Here is a 19,169-nt window from a genome sequence, read left to right on the forward strand (position 1 = left end):
TCTAAGGCAAATAATTGCAAAAAAAGGAACAGGTGATGTCGTCGTTGCACATTTCGCAAGGTTCATTCCGCTTAAGCGATACCCGCACCCTGACGCTGGATGCGCTGGAAATCCAGGCCGGCGACAGCTGGGCCTTCGTCGGCGCCAACGGCAGCGGCAAATCCGCCCTGGCACGGGCGCTGGCCGACGAACTGGTTCTGCTCGGCGGCGAGCGCCGCAGCGACTTTCAGCACGCGGTGCGCATCTCCTTCGAACAGCTGCAAAAAATGGTCAGCGACGAGTGGCAACGCAACAACACCGATCTGCTCAGCGCGGACGAGGACGACACCGGCCGCACCGCGGCTGAGATCATTCAGGAAGAGGTGAAAGACGCCGCGCGCTGTGAGCGGCTGGCCGCGCAGTTCGGCATCACCGCCCTGCTGACGCGCCGCTTCAAATACCTCTCCACCGGCGAAACGCGCAAGACCCTGCTGTGCCGGGCGCTGATGCCCGAGCCCGACCTGCTGATCCTCGACGAACCCTTCGACGGGCTGGACGTGCACTCACGCGCGCAGCTCGCCGCGTTGCTGAGCGAGCTTTCCGCCCAGGGCCAAACCGTGGTGCTGGTGCTCAACCGGTTCGACGAAATCCCGGATTTTGTCCGACGGGTGGGCGTGCTGGCGGACTGCACCCTGACCAGCCGCGGGCCGCGCAGCCAGGTGATGGCGGACGCGCTGGTGGCGCAGCTGGCGCACAGCGAAAATCTCAACGGGCTGGCGCTGCCGGAAACCGAGGATCCGACGCAAAAAGTAGCCCTGCCGGCGGATCGGCCGCTGATCGTCCTGCGTGACGGCGTGGTCAGCTATAACGATCGGCCGATCCTCAATCACCTCGACTGGCAGGTAAATCCCGGCGAACACTGGCAGATCGTCGGCCCGAACGGCGCCGGCAAATCCACATTGCTCAGCTTGATCACCGGCGATCATCCACAGGGCTACAGCAACGATCTGACGCTATTCGGCCGCCGCCGCGGCAGCGGGGAAACCATCTGGGAAATCAAACGCCATATCGGCTACGTCAGCAGCAGCCTGCATCTGGATTATCGCGTCAACACCAGCGTGCGCAACGTGGTGATGTCAGGGTTTTTCGATTCGATCGGCATTTATCAGGCGGTTTCGGATCGTCAGCGGCAGCTGACAGAGCAATGGCTGGCGCTGCTCGGGCTCAACGGCGCGCGCGGTGACGCCCCGTTCCACAGCCTTTCCTGGGGCCAACAGCGGCTGGCGCTGATCGCCCGCGCGCTGGTGAAACACCCGGCGCTGCTGATCCTCGACGAGCCGCTGCAGGGGCTGGATCCGCTCAATCGCCAGCTGGTGCGCCGCTTCATCGACGTGCTGATCGGCCAGGGCGCTACCCAGCTGCTGTTCGTCTCGCACCATGCCGAAGATGCGCCGCAGTGCATCACTCACCGCCTCAGCTTCGTGCCCGACGGCGAGGGCGGCTACGGCTACCAACAGCAACGGCTGGAGGCGGCCTCCGCCTGAAACGCGGCGTAAACATATCCGGCAACACTTCACCGCAGCACATCACATTTGGCCTTTTATCATAGAAAGGAAGAAGGCCATTTCTGGAGACGCCATGTCCGCTGCGTTGATTATCATCGACCTGATCGAAGATCTGATCGGGCCCAAAGGGCGCGCCAACCACTGCCACGAACAGGTGGCAGCGACCCACCTGCTCGCCAACGTCAATGCCGCCGCGGCCTATGCCCGGGTGCGAAAAATCCCGGTGATTTGGGTGCGGGTGGGATTCGCCGACGATTATCATGACATTCCGCCCCATTCGCCGTTGTTCAACCATCTCAAGCAGATCGGCGCGCTGCGGTTAAACGGCCCGGGCTGCCGCTGGATGCCCGAACTGCATCAGGAAGAGACCGATCTGCAGTTTGAAAAAACGGCAGTCAGCGCTTTCTCCGGTAACAATTTGTTAGCCTGGCTGCGGCAACATCGGTGCCACCATCTGCTGCTGGCGGGCGTCAGCACGCCGCTCGCCATCGAGAGCACTGCGCGTCAGGCGCATGACGCCGGTTTCCAGGTGACCGTGCTGCAAGACCTGTGCGCGGCCCCCACGCAGGAGATCCACCAGCAAAGCCTCGATACCTTGCAAAACCTGGCCGAAATCACCCGTTCGCAGGCATGGATGAAAGGCTAACCCTCATCGCCGCCGGTCGTGTGGGCCGGCATCATGCACAAATGCATCACTGCCCCGACCTTTAGCGTCATCTTGGTGTGCTACTATCCGCTCTAGCGCTCAATTTCGCCATCATCGCACGCCGCAAAGGCGCTGAGCGCCGTGTACATATTTAAAGGGACATATTATGTGGGGCGTACTGGCTGCTTCGTTATTTTTCTTGCCGTTTAACCGGCTGATAGCCTGGGTGATCCTGGCCGCCTCGGCGGGCATGGGGCTTTATCATGGGGTACTGACGCCGCTCAGCCTGGGTTGCCTGTTGGCCATCGTGGCACTGGCGGGGCTGCGCCACCATTTTCGCGCGCAACGCAATCTGGCGATTGCGCTCGAAGGGCTGGTGGTCGCCGGCTGCGTGGCGCTGTTCTTGCATCTGGTGCCGGGCATCCACAATCAGCTGATGATCGACGGCGAAAAAGCCGGCCCGCTCAGCGCGCCGTTCACCATGTATTACAACTTCGATAAGGCGATGGTGCCCTTCCTGCTGTTCGCCTGCTTGCCCACGCTGTTTTCCGCCGAACGCGGCGGCAACGCCGGCAAAACGGGCTGGATTGCGCTGCTGCTGGCCGTGCCGGCGCTGTTGCTGCTGGCCGTCGCGCTGGGCGGCTTAAAAATCGAGTTGCATGCGCCCGCCTGGATCCTGCCTTTCGTGATGGCAAACCTGTTCTTCGTCTGCATGGCCGAGGAAGCGCTGTTTCGCGGCTACCTGCAACAGCGTCTCAGCCAGTGGCTGGGCGCCTGGCCGGCGCTGATCGTCGCCTCCCTGGTGTTCGGCGCCGCGCATCTGGCGGGCGGTACGCTGATGGTGATCTTCGCGACCCTCGCCGGGGTGATCTACGGCCTGGCGTGGATGTGGAGCGGCCGTCTGTGGGTGCCGATTCTGTTCCATTTCGGGCTTAACCTGACCCATCTGCTGTTCTTCACCTATCCGCTGTACCAGCATTCTTAGCGGCTGAAGCCGGCAGAGAGCCCCCTCTCTGCCGGCAGGTCGGGTGAAAACGCTATCACCGGCACCTCACCGCAATGCCCTCAATCACGTTGTCGCCCGCTTTTCTTCGCCCTTCCTGCGCTTTTCAATGAAGTGTAAACGATTCCATTTTTCGCGTTAGATCACCTTTTTACCCCCGCGGGCGTGCTATCTTTCTGCGCAATAGCCTCTCCCTGTTCAGCAACGGGCGTCTCAAGACGGTAATTGGAAGCGATTACACTTTCGTCGGCGCCAAGAAAGGAACCGTATGACGGAATTTAACCCTATCGATCATCCGCACCGCCGCTACAACCCGCTCAGCGGCCAGTGGGTGCTGGTTTCACCGCACCGCGCCAAGCGCCCCTGGCAGGGCCAGCAGGAGGCAATCCCCACGGAAACGCTGCCGGCGCACGATCCCGACTGTTTCCTGTGCCCGGGCAATGCGCGCGTCACCGGCGATCGCAATCCGGATTATCGCGGTACCTATGTTTTCGCCAACGATTTCGCCGCGCTGATGAGCGATACGCCACCGGCGCCCGATAGCCAGGATCCACTGATGCGCAGCCAGAGCGCGCGCGGCGTCAGCCGGGTGATCTGCTTCTCTCCCGATCACAGCAAAACCCTGCCCGAACTGGCGCTGCCGGCGCTGGAACAGGTGGTCGCCGCCTGGCAGGCGCAAACCGATGAGCTGGGCAAGCACTATCCCTGGGTACAGCTGTTCGAAAACAAAGGCGCGGCGATGGGCTGCTCCAACCCGCACCCGCACGGGCAAGTCTGGGCCAACAGCTTTCTGCCGAACGAGGCCGAACGCGAAGATCGCCTGCAGCACGACTATTTTCGGGAACACGCCTCCCCGCTGCTGCTGGATTATGCGCAGCGCGAGCTGGCCGCAGGCGAGCGCATTGTGGTGAACACCGAACACTGGCTGGCGGTGGTGCCCTACTGGGCCGCCTGGCCGTTTGAAACGCTGCTGCTGCCGAAAGCGGCGGTGCAGCGCATCACCGATCTCAGCGCGGCGCAAAGCCGCGATCTGGCGCTGGCGCTGAAGAAGCTGACCAGCCGCTACGACAACCTGTTCCAGTGTTCCTTCCCCTATTCGATGGGATGGCACGGCGCGCCGTTCAACGGTGCCGACAACCGGCACTGGCAGCTGCACGCCCATTTCTATCCGCCGCTGCTGCGTTCAGCCAGCGTGCGCAAGTTTATGGTCGGTTACGAGATGCTGGCGGAAACCCAGCGCGATCTGACCGCCGAACAGGCCGCAGAGCGTCTGCGCGCCGTCAGCGATATTCATTACCGTGAAGCCGGAGCCCAAGCATGAGCCTGAAACCGCTTACCCATTCCCTGTTTACCGAACACTTCGGCTACGCGCCGGCGTTGACCATCCAGGCGCCGGGGCGGGTGAACCTGATCGGCGAGCATACCGATTACAACGACGGCTTCGTGCTGCCCTGCGCCATCGATTACCAAACCGTCATCGCCTGCGCCAAGCGCGACGACCGCCAGATCCGCGTGCTGGCCGCCGATTATCAGAATCAGCAGGATCAATTCTCGCTCGACGATCCGATCGTCAGCCATCCCGATCAGCGCTGGTCCGACTATGTGCGCGGCGTGGTGAAGCACCTTCAGCGCCGTAACGCCGATTTCGGCGGCGCGGATCTGGTGATTGCCGGCAATGTGCCGCAGGGCGCGGGGCTCAGCTCCTCCGCCGCGCTGGAAGTGGCGGTGGGCCAGGCGCTGCAGGCGCTCTATCAGCTGCCGTTGGACGGCGTGGCGCTGGCGCTGAACGGCCAGGAGGCGGAGAACCAGTTCGTCGGCTGCAACTGCGGCATCATGGACCAGCTGATCTCCGCGCTCGGCCGGCGCGACAGCGCTCTGCTGATCGACTGCCGCTCGCTGGAGACCCGCGCGGTGCCGATGCCGGACAACGTCGCGGTGGTGATCGTCAACTCCAATGTGCAGCGCGGGCTGGTGGACAGCGAGTACAACACCCGCCGCACACAGTGCGAAGAAGCGGCGCGGTTCTTCGGCGTCAAGGCGCTGCGCGACGTTAGCCCCGAACAGTTTGCAGCGCGTCAACATCAGTTGGATCCGTTGGTGGCCAAACGCGCGCGGCACGTCATCAGCGAGAACGCCCGCACGCTGGCGGCGGCCGACGCGCTGGCGGCCGGCGACCTGCAGCGCATGGGGCGGCTGATGGCGGAATCCCACGCCTCGATGCGCGATGACTTTGAAATCACCGTGCCACCGATCGATCGGTTGGTCGAGATCGTCAAAGCGACGATCGGCCCGCGCGGTGGCGTGCGCATGACCGGCGGCGGCTTTGGCGGCTGCATCGTCGCGCTGATGCCACAGGATCTCGTGGAGACAGTGCGTGCCGCCGTGGCGCACGAGTATCCGCGGCAAACCGGCGGATTGCAGGAAACCTTCTATGTCTGCCAGGCTTCGCAGGGGGCCGGCCCATGCTGACGGTGAGCACGGAAGCGGCGCCCGATGGGCAACCTTACCAGCTGACACTGCTGCAAAACGCCGACGGCATGACGGTGACGCTGATGGACTGGGGCGCCACCTGGCTGTCCGCCGTCTTGCCGCTCAAATCCGGTGAAAAGCGCGAGCTGTTGCTGGGTTGCCACAGCCCGGCGGACTACCCACGTCAGGGCGCCTATCTGGGCGCCACCGTCGGCCGTTACGCCAACCGCATCGCCAACGCCAGTCTGCCCATCGACGGGAAACCCCATGCGCTGGCCGCCAATCAGGGCGCCCATCAGTTGCACGGTGGCCCCGACGGTTTTCATGCCCGCCGCTGGCGCCGGGTGCAGCATGATGCGCAGCAGGTCTGCTATGCGCTGCATTCGGCGGAGGGCGATCAGGGTTTCCCCGGCAATCTCGACGTGCAGGTTTGTTACCGCCTGACCTCGGATAATCGCCTGGAAATCAACTATCTGGCGCAGGTCGATCGCCCCTGCCCGGTCAATCTGACCAACCACGCCTATTTCAATCTGGACGGCGCCGGCACCGACGCCCGCGCCCAACGGCTGCAGCTGTTCGCCGATCGCTATCTGCCCGTTGACGCCGAGGGCATTCCCTGCGCCGATCTGACGCCGGTGGACGGCAGCGGCATGGATTTCCGCCAGCCGAAAACGCTGCTGCAGGATTTCCTGCGCGATCGCGACCAGCAGCGGGTGCAAGGCTACGATCACGCCTTTCTGCTGCATCGTACCTGCGGGGCGCTGGAGAGCCCGGCGGCGCATTTGTGGTCCGCCGACGGGCAAGTGCAAATGAGCGTGTTCACCGACGCGCCTGCGCTGCAGCTCTACAGCGGCAATTATCTGGCCGGCACGCCGGCGCGCGATGGCGGCAGCTACGCCAACCATGCCGGCGTGGCGCTGGAGAGCGAGTTTTTGCCGGACAGCCCGCACCATCCCGAGTGGCCGCAGCCGGACTGTTGGCTGCAACCGGGGAGCCGCTACCGCAGCGCCACGCATTATCAGTTTTATCCTATCTGACCCGCTACGCCCCTCGCCGTGCGGCCGGGGGCAATTTGTTATAAATGCTTACCTTTTAGCGCCATCCCCCCAACGGCGCCCACCTTCCCTTATTCCAAAGCGCGCACTACACTCAGGCTACCGTGATAAGCACAACGCCTTGTGCAACGTCACAATTTTCGGCCGATGGCGGCCAATCAATAGCTGAAGGAACACCTATGCGTCTGATTACTGCACTTCCATTGCTGGCGGGCTTAATGCTGAGCACCAATCTGATGGCGGCCGACGCGACGACGGCGACGAAAACGCCTTCGCCGGCGCAGGCGGCCCAACAGAAACGCATGACCGATTGCAACCAGCAGGCATCCAGCAAGTCGCTGAAAGGCGCCGATCGCTCCACCTTTATGAGCACCTGCCTGAAGTCCGAAGGCACCGCTGCGTCCGGCAAAACCCTGACGCCGCAGCAGCAGAAAATGAAAAGCTGCAATGCCGACGCCAAGACCAAGGATCTGAAGGGCGACGCGCGTAAAACCTTCATGAGCAACTGCCTGAAAAAATCGGCCTGATTTTCCCCACGCCACGGCGCGTCCGGAGCGATTCCGACGTGCCGTTTCTCCCCCTTCCGCATCAGCCTGAACGATTCAGCTTTTTCCTTTCGCCAGCCCTTACTTTGCGGCAAGAAATTGGCTATGGTTAGACACTATCGATTGCCGAGCCCCGGCCCGCGGCAATATAATGATTTTCGTTATCATTGAAATGTCAGATTATTAAGGAGTTAAGCTATGGCTGTAACTAAGCTGGTTCTGGTGCGTCACGGCGAAAGCCAGTGGAACCAAGAAAACCGCTTCACCGGTTGGTATGATGTTGATCTGTCCGACAAGGGCCGCACCGAAGCGAAAGCAGCAGGCAAGCTGTTGAAAGAAGAAGGTTTCACTTTCGACTTCGCTTACACCTCCGTACTGAAGCGCGCGATCCACACCCTGTGGAACATCCTCGACGAGCTGGATCAGGCCTGGTTGCCAACCGAAAAATCCTGGAAGCTGAACGAACGTCACTACGGCGCGCTGCAGGGTCTGAACAAAGCGGAAACCGCAGAAAAATACGGCGACGAGCAGGTGAAACAATGGCGTCGCGGCTTCGCGGTGACCCCACCTGAGCTGACCAAAGAAGACGAACGTTACCCTGGCCACGATCCGCGCTACGCTTCTCTGACCGAGCAAGAGCTGCCGCTGACCGAAAGCCTGGCGCTGACCATCGATCGCGTTATCCCTTACTGGGACGAAGAGATCCTGCCACGCATCAAGAGCGGCGAGCGCGTGATCGTTGCGGCGCACGGCAACTCGCTGCGCGCGCTGGTGAAATACCTGGATAACCTGAGCGAAGATGAAATCCTCGAGCTGAACATCCCAACCGGCGTGCCGTTGGTGTATGAGTTCGACGAGAACTTCAAGCCGACCAAACGTTACTACCTGGGTAACGCCGACGAGATCGCAGCAAAAGCAGCGGCCGTAGCGAACCAGGGTAAAGCGAAGTAATTTCGCCCGTTCACGAAAAAGCCCCCGGTTTTCACCGGGGGCTTTTTTATTGCTGCTGCGCCATCGCCTCATTCACCGCGTCCAGCCGTTCCTGCATCGCCGGATGGGTGCTGAGCCAGGCAGGCAGCGCCCAGTCATCGGTCTTTTCTCGTTCAGGCGCCTGCGCCAACGCGCGGTAGATCGCCGCCATTTCCGCCAGCGAACGCCCCTGGCGCTGCATTTCCGCTATCGCAAACGCATCCGCCTCACGCTCCATCCCGCGAGAAAACTGCATCTCATTCACGAAGGACGCAGACTGCAGCAGCGTATCGCCGATGCCGCTGACGTCACCCGTCATCCACATCAGCGTCAACGCCACCAGTGACGAACGCACCAACATGCGCATCGGGTGACGATGAGCGTGATGCCCCATCTCATGCAGCATCACCGCCGCCAGGCCATCGTCGTTTTTTGACAAGGTGACCAGGCTATCGCTGAGCACCAGCGTGCCGTCGGGCAACATAAAGGCGTTCGGCGCACCGGGCGCCGCCATCAGCTTCAGCGAGAGCGGCGTGCGCTCCTGGCGCATCTCGGCCGGCATCACCTGCCGGAATAGCTGCTGCAACGCCCGTTGCCGCTCGGCCGGCAGTGCAGAGGGCGCGAAGCCGCTCTGGTCCAAAAACGTCTGCGTATGTTTGCCCAGCGTCTGTTCCACCGAGGTGGGGATGCGCATGGCGATCTCGCTGCTCGCCCACGGCAGTACCACGTAAACGTAAGCCACTACCGCCAGCAGCGTCATCAGCAGCGCCAGGGCGACGCCGCGTTTATGGCGTTCCAGGCGATGCACCCACCCTGGCGAACGGCGCTGATAGAACCAGCGGCGAAAGGCCGCGTCGTCGTCAGGCACAAAGCGCCCGCCGCCCTTGAAGGTGAGCGTCAGCGGAATATTGCCCAGCGCGGCAGAAACGGTGATGTCCGTCAGCGGGATGTAACGCTGTTCATCCTGCCGCTGCAACGTCACGCCTTCGCCGCTTTCGTTCACCAGCAGACGAGCCGCCTCACGTGCGGCCCTTCCCGGCAACTGATAAGCGCCTTCAAGGATCATCGGCGCCTCAGAAGTTGCCGCCCAGATCCAGCGCCTGCAGCGCTTCTTCGGCCACCGCGCTGTTGGCGCTTTCCTGATGCGCCGTAATGTCCAGCAGCGCCAGATCGCCTTCAACCGCCGTGCAGGCCGCCAGATAACGGGCATGACGCACTTCCGCCACCGGCGCCGCCAAACCGAGTGAGAACAGGGTAATCAGGGTATTGGTGATCAACAATCCCATATACGGCATCGTTTTCATTGAGGAATGCAGCTTGATGTCGCCGTTCAGCCTTGCCTGGTTAAACAGATAATTGCGCTGGGCAACGACCTGGTAGCTGCTGGCCACCAGCGCGCCAATCAACAGCACCACCATCATCAGCAGAAGGCTGCTGATATTGTCCAGCACCAGCACATCAATGGCTTCGTTGGTTAACATCCCCATCAACACCATCTGATAGAGAGTAAAGAAGAACGAACCGATGCACACCAACGCGACCAACATGAATGGCAGGAATATGAGCAGGCCGATCAAGGCAAATTTGATAAAGGCTGATTTCTTCAGTTCGGCAATAAACGGTGTGCGCCCGAAGAACAGGTTATTAACGTACAGATCATGCTGCAGTGCGCTAATAATACCATTTACCGCCGCAAATGCCGGCACGGCCAAAATCAACGTCAGCACCAGCATAAAAGCGATGGCGTTGATGCTGCCAAGACCGCTGCCAATGCCGAGCAAGATGATCAGACCGACATACAGCCCGATAATCAGCAATAACGGGCAGAACAGTAAAGCCCAATAGGCGCGCCCGGTGCGGCAGACATAATTAAAACGCACGCCGCGATAGCTCGACATAATCGCATTGTAGCGCCAGCTGCGGATAACGATCCACGGCAGCAGGGCAAGCAACACCAGCAAAGCCAGCAGCCCCAACAGTGGCGTTATCGCCAGCAAGATATAAAACACGATGATGCCGCCGATCACCAACAGCCGCCCTTTCAGAATTTGCAGCGGTTGTGCATGGTAGTCGAAACGATCGCCGTCCAATTCCGTGTTGCCGTAAAAATAGCGGCGACGGCGCACCGTCGCCCAGGCGGAATAGATGCCCAGGGTCAGGGCGGTCAATAATGCATTGACTAACCAAATAGCGAAGTACTCACCACCTTTCCCATGGAATTTAATCCGGTGCAGCCCCAGCGGCTGCGAGGTATTGTTTGTCATAATTCTTTCATCCTGAAAGGAAAAAGGTCATACCACTCCCCCGCTTATTAGGCCCGCGGGGTTTATGGAATAAAAAAAGCGTCTTATATAAGCACAATGCCGCGAGCAGTGACAATTATTCTTTTCTTAAATAGGAATAATGCGAAGGGGGTCGCTTAAAGATTTAGTAAGCCTATTGACTGTAGGCCTTAAATTGACAGGAGATATAAAATTTTAAGGTAAATAGAAAAAGGGCCCGCTGGCGAGCCCCTCTTTACGCGATTAACCGCGGCGCGCTTTCACCGCCGCCGCCAGATCGCGCAGCACGGTTTCGGTGTCCTGCCAGCCGATGCAGCCGTCGGTGACGCTCTTGCCGTAAACCAGCGGCTCGCCGCTTTCGAGGCTCTGGTTACCTTCCACCAGGTGGCTTTCGATCATCACGCCGATAATCGCTTTTTCACCGCCGCTGATCTGCCCGCACACGTCCGCACTCACGTCCAGCTGCTTTTTGAACTGTTTGCTGCTGTTGGCGTGGCTGAAGTCGATCATCACCTGCGCCGGCAGCCCGGCTTTGCTCAGGCCGGCTTTGACGTCCTTCACGTGCGCCGCGCTGTAGTTCGGCTCTTTGCCGCCGCGCAGGATAATGTGGCAGTCGCCGTTGCCGCTGGTGTTAACGATCGCCGAGTGGCCCCACTTGGTCACCGACAGGAAGCAGTGCGGCGCGCCGGCGGCGTTGATGGCGTCGATCGCCACCTTGATGGTGCCGTCGGTACCGTTCTTGAAACCGACCGGGCACGAGAGGCCGGAGGCCAGCTCGCGGTGCACCTGCGATTCCGTGGTGCGCGCGCCGATGGCGCCCCAGCTCATCAGATCCGCCAGGTACTGCGGCGTGATCATGTCGAGGAATTCGCCGGCGGCCGGCAGGCCGCTGTCGTTGATCTCCACCAGCAGCTTGCGCGCCAGGCGCAGGCCGTCGTTGATGTTGAAGCTGTTGTCCATCTGCGGATCGTTGATCAGGCCTTTCCAGCCCACGGTGGTGCGCGGTTTTTCGAAGTATACGCGCATCACCACTTCCAGCTCGCCGCTCAGTTCTTCACGCAGCGCCAGCAGGCGCCCCGCGTACTCTTTGGCGGCTTGGGTATCGTGGATGGAGCAAGGACCAATCACCACCAGCAGGCGATCGTCGCTGCCACGAAGGATATTGTGAATTGCGCTGCGGGCCTGGGACACCGTCTTTGCCGCGCGTTCAGTGGCCGGGAATTTCTCCAGCAGAGCCACCGGCGGCAGGAGTTCCTTAATATCATTAATGCGTAAGTCGTCGTTTTGGTAATTCATAGCTTTTCCATTCGGTATCGAGGGGTATTTCGCAGTGCGTAACGGTGTAGATCCCAACAATCTAGCCTGTGGGAATGGCGCTGTAAATCACCTTTGCCCCCCTCCGCTGGAACCGCCAAATTAACAGCAGATTGTGCTGTTTCATCAGGGGAGCGCAGAGCCTCCTTTTTCGCTATGCTAGCGATCGGAATATAAAGCGACCCGAGTTGAACATGCCTTCTCTGTTATTAGTTGATGACCACCCGGTGGTTCATGTCGCACTGGAAGCGGCGCTAATGAAATCATCCCGCCCCTACCGTCTGCAGGCGGCGCAGGACGACGTCCAGGCGCTGGCTCTGCTGGCCGAGACCGCTTTCAGCCTGGTGATCCTGGATATCGGCCTGCCGCAGGTCGACGGGCTGCAGCTGTTGAAAAAAATCCGCCGCCGCTACCCGCAACAGAAGATCCTGATCTATACCGCGCAAGAGGCCGATGTGTATGCGCGCATGGCGCATGCCGCCGGCGCCGACGGTTTCGTCAACAAAGGCAGCTCGCTGGCGGAGTTGGTGCAGGCGATCGAGCAGGTGCTGGACGGTGAAACCAGTTTCCCCGCCGCCGCGCTGGCCGAAGAAGCGCCGACGGCGGACGGCGGGCTGCTCACGCCCAAGGAGCTCGAGGTGCTGGGTTTGCTGAGCCAGGGGCTGTCCAACCTGCAGATCGCCGACCGGCTGCACATCAGCAACAAGACCGTCAGCACCCACAAGAAAAACATCCAGCGCAAAACCGGCGCCGGTAATCTGCTGGAGCTGGTAGCGGTGTTTAAAGAGCTGGCGCCATGATGCGCCGCGCCCTGCTGCTGCTGATCCTGTGGTGCGGCCTGGCGCAGGCGGGGGAGCCGGTGCGCTATCAGCTGGTCAGCAACCTGAATCCCCCCGAGAATATGCTGATCGTCGGCGAGAAAAATCCCTGGCGCGACCGCACGCTGCGCGTCGGCATCATCAGTGAGAACACCAGCCCGTACAACATCATTGTGGATGACGATCTGTATGGGCTGAACGCCGACTACCTCGGCTATATTCAGCAGGTGACCGGCATCCGCTTCGCCATTTACGGCTTCGCCGACCTGACCCAGTTGGAGCAGGCGCTGCACGACGGCAAGGTCGATCTGTTGTACGGCATCCCGCAGAGCGAAGCGCTGCACGGGCTGGAGATCTCCCAGCCTTACTACGTCAGCAACCTGCGCGTATTGCGCGATCGCAGCAACGATCGGCCGGTGATGCTCAATTCCGCCAACGCCCGCGTCGCGATCGGCGCGCTGACCGACATGCAGTCCGGCGGCGCCCTGCAGGCGGTGGCATCGCAGATCCAGCGCTACGACAACAACCTGCAGGCGGTCTATTCGCTGCTGAACGGCAGCAGCGACTACTTTATCGCCGACGAGGCCAGCGCCAGCTTTATCATCGACCAGCTGCAGCTTGGCCAGCTCTATCAGATTGAAAGCAACGAGAACCTGGGCAACCTCTCCTTCGTGTTCGCCGCCGCCGATCCGCGGCTGATAGACACGCTGAACACCGCCATCGCCGACGCGCCGATGGAACTGATGAATGCCCTGCAGAGCCGCTGGAGCAAAAAGATCCCCAGCTACCTCGATACCGGCAATGCCGATCTGACGACGATGGAGAAGAATTGGGTAGCGAGCCACCGCGTGGTTTACTACGCCGCCATCGAGAACAACTTCCCGTTCGCCTACCGCGGTTCCGACGGCCAGCCGCGCGGCTACGCCATCGATATTCTCAACATCATCGCGCAAAACACCGGGCTGCGTTTCGCGCCGCTGTGGGCGCGCAATGCCGAGCAGGCCGATCAGCTGGTGCAGTCCGGCCAGGCCAGCTTCCGCGCCGCCCTGCCGCTGGCGCGCGGCGTCAAGGCGCGCTACGGCGCCAGCATGCCGATCCACCGTTCGCTGTGGGGCGTTTACGTCGGCCAGTATGCCAACGGCGTCTCGACCTGGAGCGATCTGGCCGGCAAGCGCATCGGCGTGCTGCAGGGCGATTTGGCTCAGGGGCTGGTGCCGGAGCAGGAACAGACCGTCAGCTTCGCCGACAGCAAGTCGATGTACGACGCGCTGGCCAACGGCCAGCTGGATGCGCTGGTGGATAACGTCATCTCCGCCAACTTTTTGGCGCTGTCGCGCTATTCCGGCGCCATCAAGCTGGCCTTCGCCGCCAACAACATCCCCTATCCGGTGGCCTTCGGCGTGCGCCGCGATCGGCCGCTGCTGCTGGCGATCCTGGATAAGAACCTGATGCAGATCCCGGCGGATACCCTGCAATCGCTGCGCGACGAGTGGATCGTCGACCGCAGCAACCTGATCGACGCGGTGAACGACAACCGCATGCCGCCGCAGACCACCTGGTTGCTGGCGCTGTTGGCCGCCGCCACCGTGCTGCTGCTGGCGCTGACGCTGCGCCGTTTCATGCTGCAGCGCCGTGAAAAACGCGAACGCGAAGAGCTCGAGCAGGCGCGCCGCCGCGCCGAAGCGGAAAACCGCATGAAGAGCAAATTCCTCGCCACCGTCAGCCATGAACTGCGCACGCCGATGCACGCCATCCTCGGCCTGCTGGAACTGGAGCTCAAACGCCAACCTGCGCCGGAAGGCCTACCGGTGATTTACAGTTCGGCCTCATCGCTGCTCAACCTGCTCAACGACCTGCAGGATCACGCGCGGCTGGAAACCGGGTCGTTGACGCTGGCGCCGAAACCGGTGGCGCTGCGCCCCTGGGTCGCGCGCATCGACGCCCTTTACCGGCCGCTTATCGGCGAACGGCCGTTGACCTTGAGCGTGGTGGCGGATCCGGCTCTGCCGGAGGCGGTGATTATTGATGGTGAGCGTTTACTTCAGGTGGCTAACAACCTGATAAACAACGCGATAAAGTTCACGCCGCGCGGCGCCATTCAGGTCTACGTCGGCTGGCGCGCGCAGGATGAGCGGCAGGGGGAATTGCGATTAACGGTGAACGACAGCGGCTGCGGCATCGCCGCCGATGAAATAGGCAAACTGTTCCAACCGTTTTACCGCGCGCGCGGCGCGCAACGCATCTCGGTGCAAGGTACCGGTTTGGGCCTGTCGATCTGCAAAGAAATCGTCGAACAGATGGGCGGCCGCATCGAGTTGCACTCGCAGCCGGGCGTCGGCACCCGCGTCGAGGTCGCGATACCGGTCGAGCTGAGCGGCGCCGCGACGGCTGGCGCCCAGGAGGAGCACACCTTTGCTCTGCCGTCTTCCACCTTGCGTACCGCGCTGATCGACGACCATCCCACCAATTTGTTGTTGCTGGAACGCCAGCTGCGCCACTTCGGGCTGCAGCCGGCCCGCTTTGAACAAGGCTATGCGCTGCTGAAGGCTCAGCGCCGGCAACCTTTCGATCTGCTGTTTATCGACTATAACATGCCGCGCCCGGACGGCCTGACGCTGGCCAGGCTGATCCGCCGCGACGAACAGCGGCTACGGCGCCCGCCTTGCCGCATCGTGCTCTGCTCGGCAGACGTGCAGGAGTTTACCCGCATCCCGCCAGGGCTGGTGGCGATCGACCACTTCCTGACCAAGCCGATTTCACTGGCGGCGATCGGCCAGGTATTGGCTCAGCAACCGCAGGTTCAGGAAGAAAAGTCAGTCCTTACTGACCTGCGGCAAACGCTGGCCGAAATGGCGGGCGGCGATCGCGCCATGATGCAGCGGCTGGCGCAGACGCTCAGCGACACGCTGCGGCAAGACCGGCAGCGGCTCGCGGATGCCGTCGCCGCGAGCGACTGGCCACGCCTGGAACAGGCGGCGCACCGCATCAAGGGCAGCCTGCTGATGCTGCAGCTGCCGGAAGCCGCGCAGCTGTGCCAGCAACTGGTGGGAACCGCACGTCGGGGCGAGCTTGCCGCCGCCGCTTATACTAAATTAAAGGCGTTAGTGGCGCAGATAGAACCGGAGCTGGACGCTCTGCTCGCCGCCGCCCCCACTTTCGCTATGCATAAGGATGAATAATGTCGGACACTCCACACGTACACCTGCCGAAAGACAGTAATAGTAAACGCCTACTGACCGCTTTTTTAGTCACCGCCGTCTTTATGGTGGCCGAGGTGGTCGGCGGCCTGTTGTCCGGCTCGCTGGCGCTGTTGGCCGACGCGGGGCACATGCTGACCGATGCCGCCGCGCTGCTGGTGGCGCTGATGGCGGTGCACTTTTCCCAGCGCAAGCCCAACGCGCGCCACACCTTTGGCTATCTGCGCCTGACCACCCTGGCGGCCTTCCTCAACGCCGCGGCGCTGCTGGTGATCGTGGTATTCATCCTGTGGGAGGCGATACGGCGTTTCTTCGAACCCCAGCCGGTGATGGGCACTCCGATGCTGATCATCGCCATAGCGGGGCTGCTGGCGAACCTGTTCGCCTTCTGGCTGCTGCATCGCGGCAACGAAGAGAAAAATATCAACGTGAGAGCGGCCGCGCTGCATGTGCTGGGCGACCTGCTCGGCTCGGTGGGCGCCATCGTCGCCGCCATCGTTATTCTCGCCACCGGCTGGACGCCGATTGACCCGATCCTGTCGGTGCTGGTCTCCTGTCTGGTGCTGCGCAGCGCCTGGCGGCTGCTGAAGGAGAGCTTCCACGAGCTGCTGGAAGGGACGCCGCAGGAGGTCGACATCGCCAAGCTGCAAAAAGACCTGTGCCTGAACATCCCGGAAGTGCGCAATATCCACCACGTACACGTCTGGCAGATCGGCGAACAGAAGCTGATGACGCTGCATGCGCAGGTGATCCCGCCGCATGACCACGATGGGCTGTTGCAACGCATCCAGGCTTATCTGTTGGAACACTACAAGATCGGCCACGTGACCATTCAGATGGAGTACCGGCACTGCGAGACGCCGGACTGCGGCATCAACCGGGCGCCGGAGCCGAGTGAACACTCACATGCCGAAGCGCACTCCCATCTGGGACATCGCCACTAAGCCAAGAGGGCGCCATCACGGCGCCCTCTGCGTTGTTACGGAGCGGAAGATAACGGATTGGAATGGTTGCGCCCGGCGCTCTTGATCCACAGCCAGGAGCCGTTCAGCGCGATCAGCGTCAGAATGACGTACTCCAGCGCCATCGCGTACACGCCCTGGTAAGCGAAGATCGCCACGCTGATGACATCGATAACTACCCACAGCAGCCAGTTTTCCACGTACTTGCGCGTCATCAGGATCATCGCCACGATGGAGAGCACCATCATCGCCGAATCCCAGAACGGGAAGGCGTCCGGCTGCAGCGTCGGCATCTGTACGTTCAGCCCCAGCCCTTGCATCACCGCCACCGCAATCTGCGTCAGCCAGGCGAACACGCGGTCAATGTTGAAAGTCATCAGGCCGATGCCGATGACGCAAACCGCCGCCCAGGCCAACGCTTTCGGCAGCGGCAGCCAGCGGATCTTCAGCTCGGCCTGATTATCCTGCGTCTGGCGGCTCCAGGCATACCAACCGTAAATATTGGCGCCGAAGAAAAACAGCTGCAGCAGCAGGCTGGCGTACAGCTGGATCTGGAAGAAAATCACCGCGAACAGCGTGACGTTGATCAGGCCGAACAGGTAGTTGATGATTTTTTCCTTGCTGGCGTACCAGATGCACAGCAACCCGAACAGTGTGCCGATGGCTTCGATCCACGACAGATCGTAACCGCCCGCGCCAAGCGGAATATGCACCAAAATATTGCTGGTACTGAAGAAGCTCATGAGGTCATCCTTTTAAACGGTTAAGCGTTGCCTTTAACCTGCATCTTAAGCTGAGCGGCGAAATCCAGCATGCGGTTCAGCGGCACCAGCGCCTTTTCACGCAGCGCGGCGTCCACGTGGATCTCATGCTGCGCGCCCCCCCGCTCCAGCCCTTCGGCAATCGCCTTCAGGCCATTCATCGCCATCCACGGGCAGTGCGCGCAGCTGCGACAAGTCGCGCCTTCTCCGGCGGTCGGCGCCTCGAACAGTTCCTTGTCCGGACAAGCCTGCTGCATCTTGTAAAAGATACCGCGATCGGTGGCGACAATCAGCTGTTGATGCGGCAATGTTTTCGCCGCCTGAATCAGTTGGCTGGTCGATCCCACCGCATCCGCCAGCTCGACCACCGCCTGAGGCGATTCGGGATGCACCAGGATGGCCGCCTGCGGATAGAGCGCCTTCATGCGCCGCAGCGCCTGGGTCTTAAACTCGTCATGGACAATGCAGGCGCCTTGCCAACACAACACGTCGGCGCCGGTCTGCTTCTGCACGTAGCTGCCGAGATGACGATCCGGCGCCCAGATAATTTTCTCGCCCAGGCTATCCAGATGCTCGATCAGTTCGACGGCGATGCTGGAGGTCACCACCCAGTCAGCGCGCGCTTTGACCGCCGCCGAGGTATTCGCATAGACCACCACGGTGCGATCGGGATGGCTGTCGCAAAACGCATGAAATTCCTCTTCCGGGCAGCCCAGATCCAGCGAACATTCGGCAAACAGCGTCGGCATCAGCACCTGCTTTTCCGGGCTGAGGATCTTGGCGGTTTCCCCCATGAAACGTACGCCGGCCACCAACAGCGTGGAAGCCGGATGCGAGCTGCCGAAGCGCGCCATTTCCAGCGAATCCGCCACGCAGCCGCCGGTTTCTTCCGCCAGCGCCTGGATTTCCGGGTCGGTATAATAATGGGCGACCATTACCGCGTTGCGCTGCTTGAGCAGGGTTTTGATCTTCTCGCGATAAAAGGCTTTTTCCGCTACGTCCAGCGGTACCGGTTTCGGCGGGAAGGGATACACCGCCGCGTTGACATCAAACATTTCACTCATCGCTGCAATCTCATGCTAGGCTGGGCGCCTGCCGCGTGAATATCGCCTGCCGCAACGCCCCTCGTTTTATATACTAAACAAAATACCTAAAACCGCGCGAAAAGTCCGCTGATATTTTCATATTTACGCACTCAGTGTTTAATAGATTAAAAATACAGACATTGACCACGCAGATCACGACGGATAATGTCCTGGTGAGGGCGTATGGCGTTCAGAGAAGAGCGAGATGCCGATCGATGCAGTGTTGAAACGAGAAAGCAGGGATTCAGGTTGGGGTGCTGCAGAGGCGAAAAAAGCGCCAAAAGGCGCTTTTTTCTGAATTGGTGGGTCGTGCAGGATTGATTCGGCCTGTGGCCTCACCCTGCGGGCAACGCTGCGCGTTGTCGTATCGCTGCGCGATGCTCGAACCTGAACGCTGGATCTCACCCGCACGACTCAGTGGGCCATGTCAGTAAGAGGATAAAGGCAGAGTCAGGTGGCGCAGATGCGAAAAAAGCGCCAAAAGGCGCTTTTTTCTGAATTGGTGGGTCGTGCAGGATT

At 61.1% G+C, this 19,169-nt stretch carries 16 protein-coding genes and 1 other RNA gene; 11 read left to right on the top strand and 6 right to left on the bottom strand.

Annotated elements, in window-relative coordinates:
- Nucleotides 1-35: 35 nt before the first annotated feature.
- The 8 genes from modF (at nucleotide 36) to gpmA (ending at nucleotide 8,213) form a co-directional block, all read left to right on the top strand.
- Nucleotides 36-1,523: a molybdate ABC transporter ATP-binding protein ModF gene (gene modF / locus MMS95_RS06230; protein WP_015376995.1), complete on the top strand. Its 1,488-nt coding sequence runs from the start codon at nucleotides 36-38 to the stop codon at nucleotides 1,521-1,523.
- Between the two features lie 94 nt (nucleotides 1,524-1,617).
- The gene (locus tag MMS95_RS06235) at nucleotides 1,618-2,190 is read left to right on the top strand and encodes a cysteine hydrolase (protein ID WP_015376994.1); all 573 of its coding nucleotides are present in this window, start codon (nucleotides 1,618-1,620) and stop codon (nucleotides 2,188-2,190) included.
- Between the two features lie 166 nt (nucleotides 2,191-2,356).
- The gene (locus MMS95_RS06240; protein WP_015376993.1) at nucleotides 2,357-3,175 is read left to right on the top strand and encodes a CPBP family intramembrane glutamic endopeptidase; all 819 of its coding nucleotides are present in this window, start codon (nucleotides 2,357-2,359) and stop codon (nucleotides 3,173-3,175) included.
- Between the two features lie 286 nt (nucleotides 3,176-3,461).
- On the top strand, nucleotides 3,462-4,514 hold the full coding sequence (gene galT, locus MMS95_RS06245; RefSeq protein WP_242141490.1) for a galactose-1-phosphate uridylyltransferase: 1,053 nt from the start codon (nucleotides 3,462-3,464) through the stop codon (nucleotides 4,512-4,514).
- Entirely contained in the window at nucleotides 4,511-5,662 is a 1,152-nt protein-coding gene (galK, locus tag MMS95_RS06250) for a galactokinase (RefSeq protein ID WP_015376991.1), read from the top strand. The genes galT and galK overlap by 4 nt, the downstream gene beginning before the upstream one ends.
- A complete protein-coding gene (gene galM / locus MMS95_RS06255) occupies nucleotides 5,656-6,699 on the top strand; it encodes a galactose-1-epimerase (protein ID WP_242141491.1) in 1,044 nt (347 codons plus the stop codon). The genes galK and galM overlap by 7 nt, the downstream gene beginning before the upstream one ends.
- 197 nt (nucleotides 6,700-6,896) lie before the next feature.
- Nucleotides 6,897-7,244, top strand: a complete 348-nt coding sequence (locus tag MMS95_RS06260; RefSeq protein ID WP_048322413.1) for a PsiF family protein — start codon at nucleotides 6,897-6,899, stop codon at nucleotides 7,242-7,244.
- 216 nt (nucleotides 7,245-7,460) lie between these two features.
- Nucleotides 7,461-8,213, top strand: coding sequence for a 2,3-diphosphoglycerate-dependent phosphoglycerate mutase (gene gpmA / locus MMS95_RS06265; protein ID WP_004939834.1), 753 nt, complete (start codon nucleotides 7,461-7,463; stop codon nucleotides 8,211-8,213).
- Nucleotides 8,214-8,259: 46 nt separating this feature from the next.
- On the opposite strand, the gene MMS95_RS06270 is transcribed toward gpmA, so the two are convergent.
- The 3 genes from MMS95_RS06270 to aroG form a co-directional block, all read right to left on the bottom strand.
- Complete coding sequence (locus MMS95_RS06270; protein WP_004939835.1) at nucleotides 8,260-9,297, bottom strand: M48 family metallopeptidase; 1,038 nt, start codon at nucleotides 9,295-9,297, stop codon at nucleotides 8,260-8,262.
- 7 nt (nucleotides 9,298-9,304) lie between these two features.
- Nucleotides 9,305-10,495, bottom strand: a complete 1,191-nt coding sequence (locus MMS95_RS06275; RefSeq protein WP_156865286.1) for a DUF898 family protein — start codon at nucleotides 10,493-10,495, stop codon at nucleotides 9,305-9,307.
- A gap of 261 nt (nucleotides 10,496-10,756) precedes the next feature.
- Nucleotides 10,757-11,809: a 3-deoxy-7-phosphoheptulonate synthase AroG gene (gene aroG, locus MMS95_RS06280; protein ID WP_033633901.1), complete on the bottom strand. Its 1,053-nt coding sequence runs from the start codon at nucleotides 11,807-11,809 to the stop codon at nucleotides 10,757-10,759.
- Between the two features lie 212 nt (nucleotides 11,810-12,021).
- Between aroG and MMS95_RS06285 the strand changes: the two genes are divergently transcribed.
- The 3 genes from MMS95_RS06285 to zitB are packed head-to-tail and all read left to right on the top strand — an operon-like array spanning nucleotide 12,022 to nucleotide 16,786.
- Nucleotides 12,022-12,627, top strand: a complete 606-nt coding sequence (locus MMS95_RS06285) for a response regulator transcription factor (protein WP_033634136.1) — start codon at nucleotides 12,022-12,024, stop codon at nucleotides 12,625-12,627.
- The gene (locus tag MMS95_RS06290) at nucleotides 12,624-15,824 is read left to right on the top strand and encodes a transporter substrate-binding domain-containing protein (RefSeq protein ID WP_242141492.1); all 3,201 of its coding nucleotides are present in this window, start codon (nucleotides 12,624-12,626) and stop codon (nucleotides 15,822-15,824) included. The genes MMS95_RS06285 and MMS95_RS06290 overlap by 4 nt, the downstream gene beginning before the upstream one ends.
- A complete protein-coding gene (gene zitB, locus MMS95_RS06295; protein ID WP_015376984.1) occupies nucleotides 15,824-16,786 on the top strand; it encodes a CDF family zinc transporter ZitB in 963 nt (320 codons plus the stop codon). The genes MMS95_RS06290 and zitB overlap by 1 nt, the downstream gene beginning before the upstream one ends.
- Before the next feature lie 35 nt (nucleotides 16,787-16,821).
- Here the strand turns inward: zitB and pnuC are convergent, their stop codons facing one another.
- The 3 genes from pnuC to MMS95_RS06310 all read right to left on the bottom strand — a co-directional run bounded on the left by pnuC (nucleotide 16,822) and on the right by MMS95_RS06310 (nucleotide 19,075).
- Complete coding sequence (gene pnuC / locus MMS95_RS06300) at nucleotides 16,822-17,547, bottom strand: nicotinamide riboside transporter PnuC (RefSeq protein WP_242141493.1); 726 nt, start codon at nucleotides 17,545-17,547, stop codon at nucleotides 16,822-16,824.
- A gap of 20 nt (nucleotides 17,548-17,567) precedes the next feature.
- Nucleotides 17,568-18,629: a quinolinate synthase NadA gene (gene nadA, locus MMS95_RS06305; RefSeq protein WP_060558799.1), complete on the bottom strand. Its 1,062-nt coding sequence runs from the start codon at nucleotides 18,627-18,629 to the stop codon at nucleotides 17,568-17,570.
- Nucleotides 18,630-18,950: 321 nt separating this feature from the next.
- A non-coding RNA gene (locus tag MMS95_RS06310) (RtT sRNA) lies at nucleotides 18,951-19,075 on the bottom strand.
- Nucleotides 19,076-19,169: the final 94 nt, after the last annotated feature.

Source organism: Serratia sp. PGPR-27, from assembly GCF_022678525.1.
Lineage (GTDB): Bacteria > Pseudomonadota > Gammaproteobacteria > Enterobacterales > Enterobacteriaceae > Serratia > Serratia nematodiphila.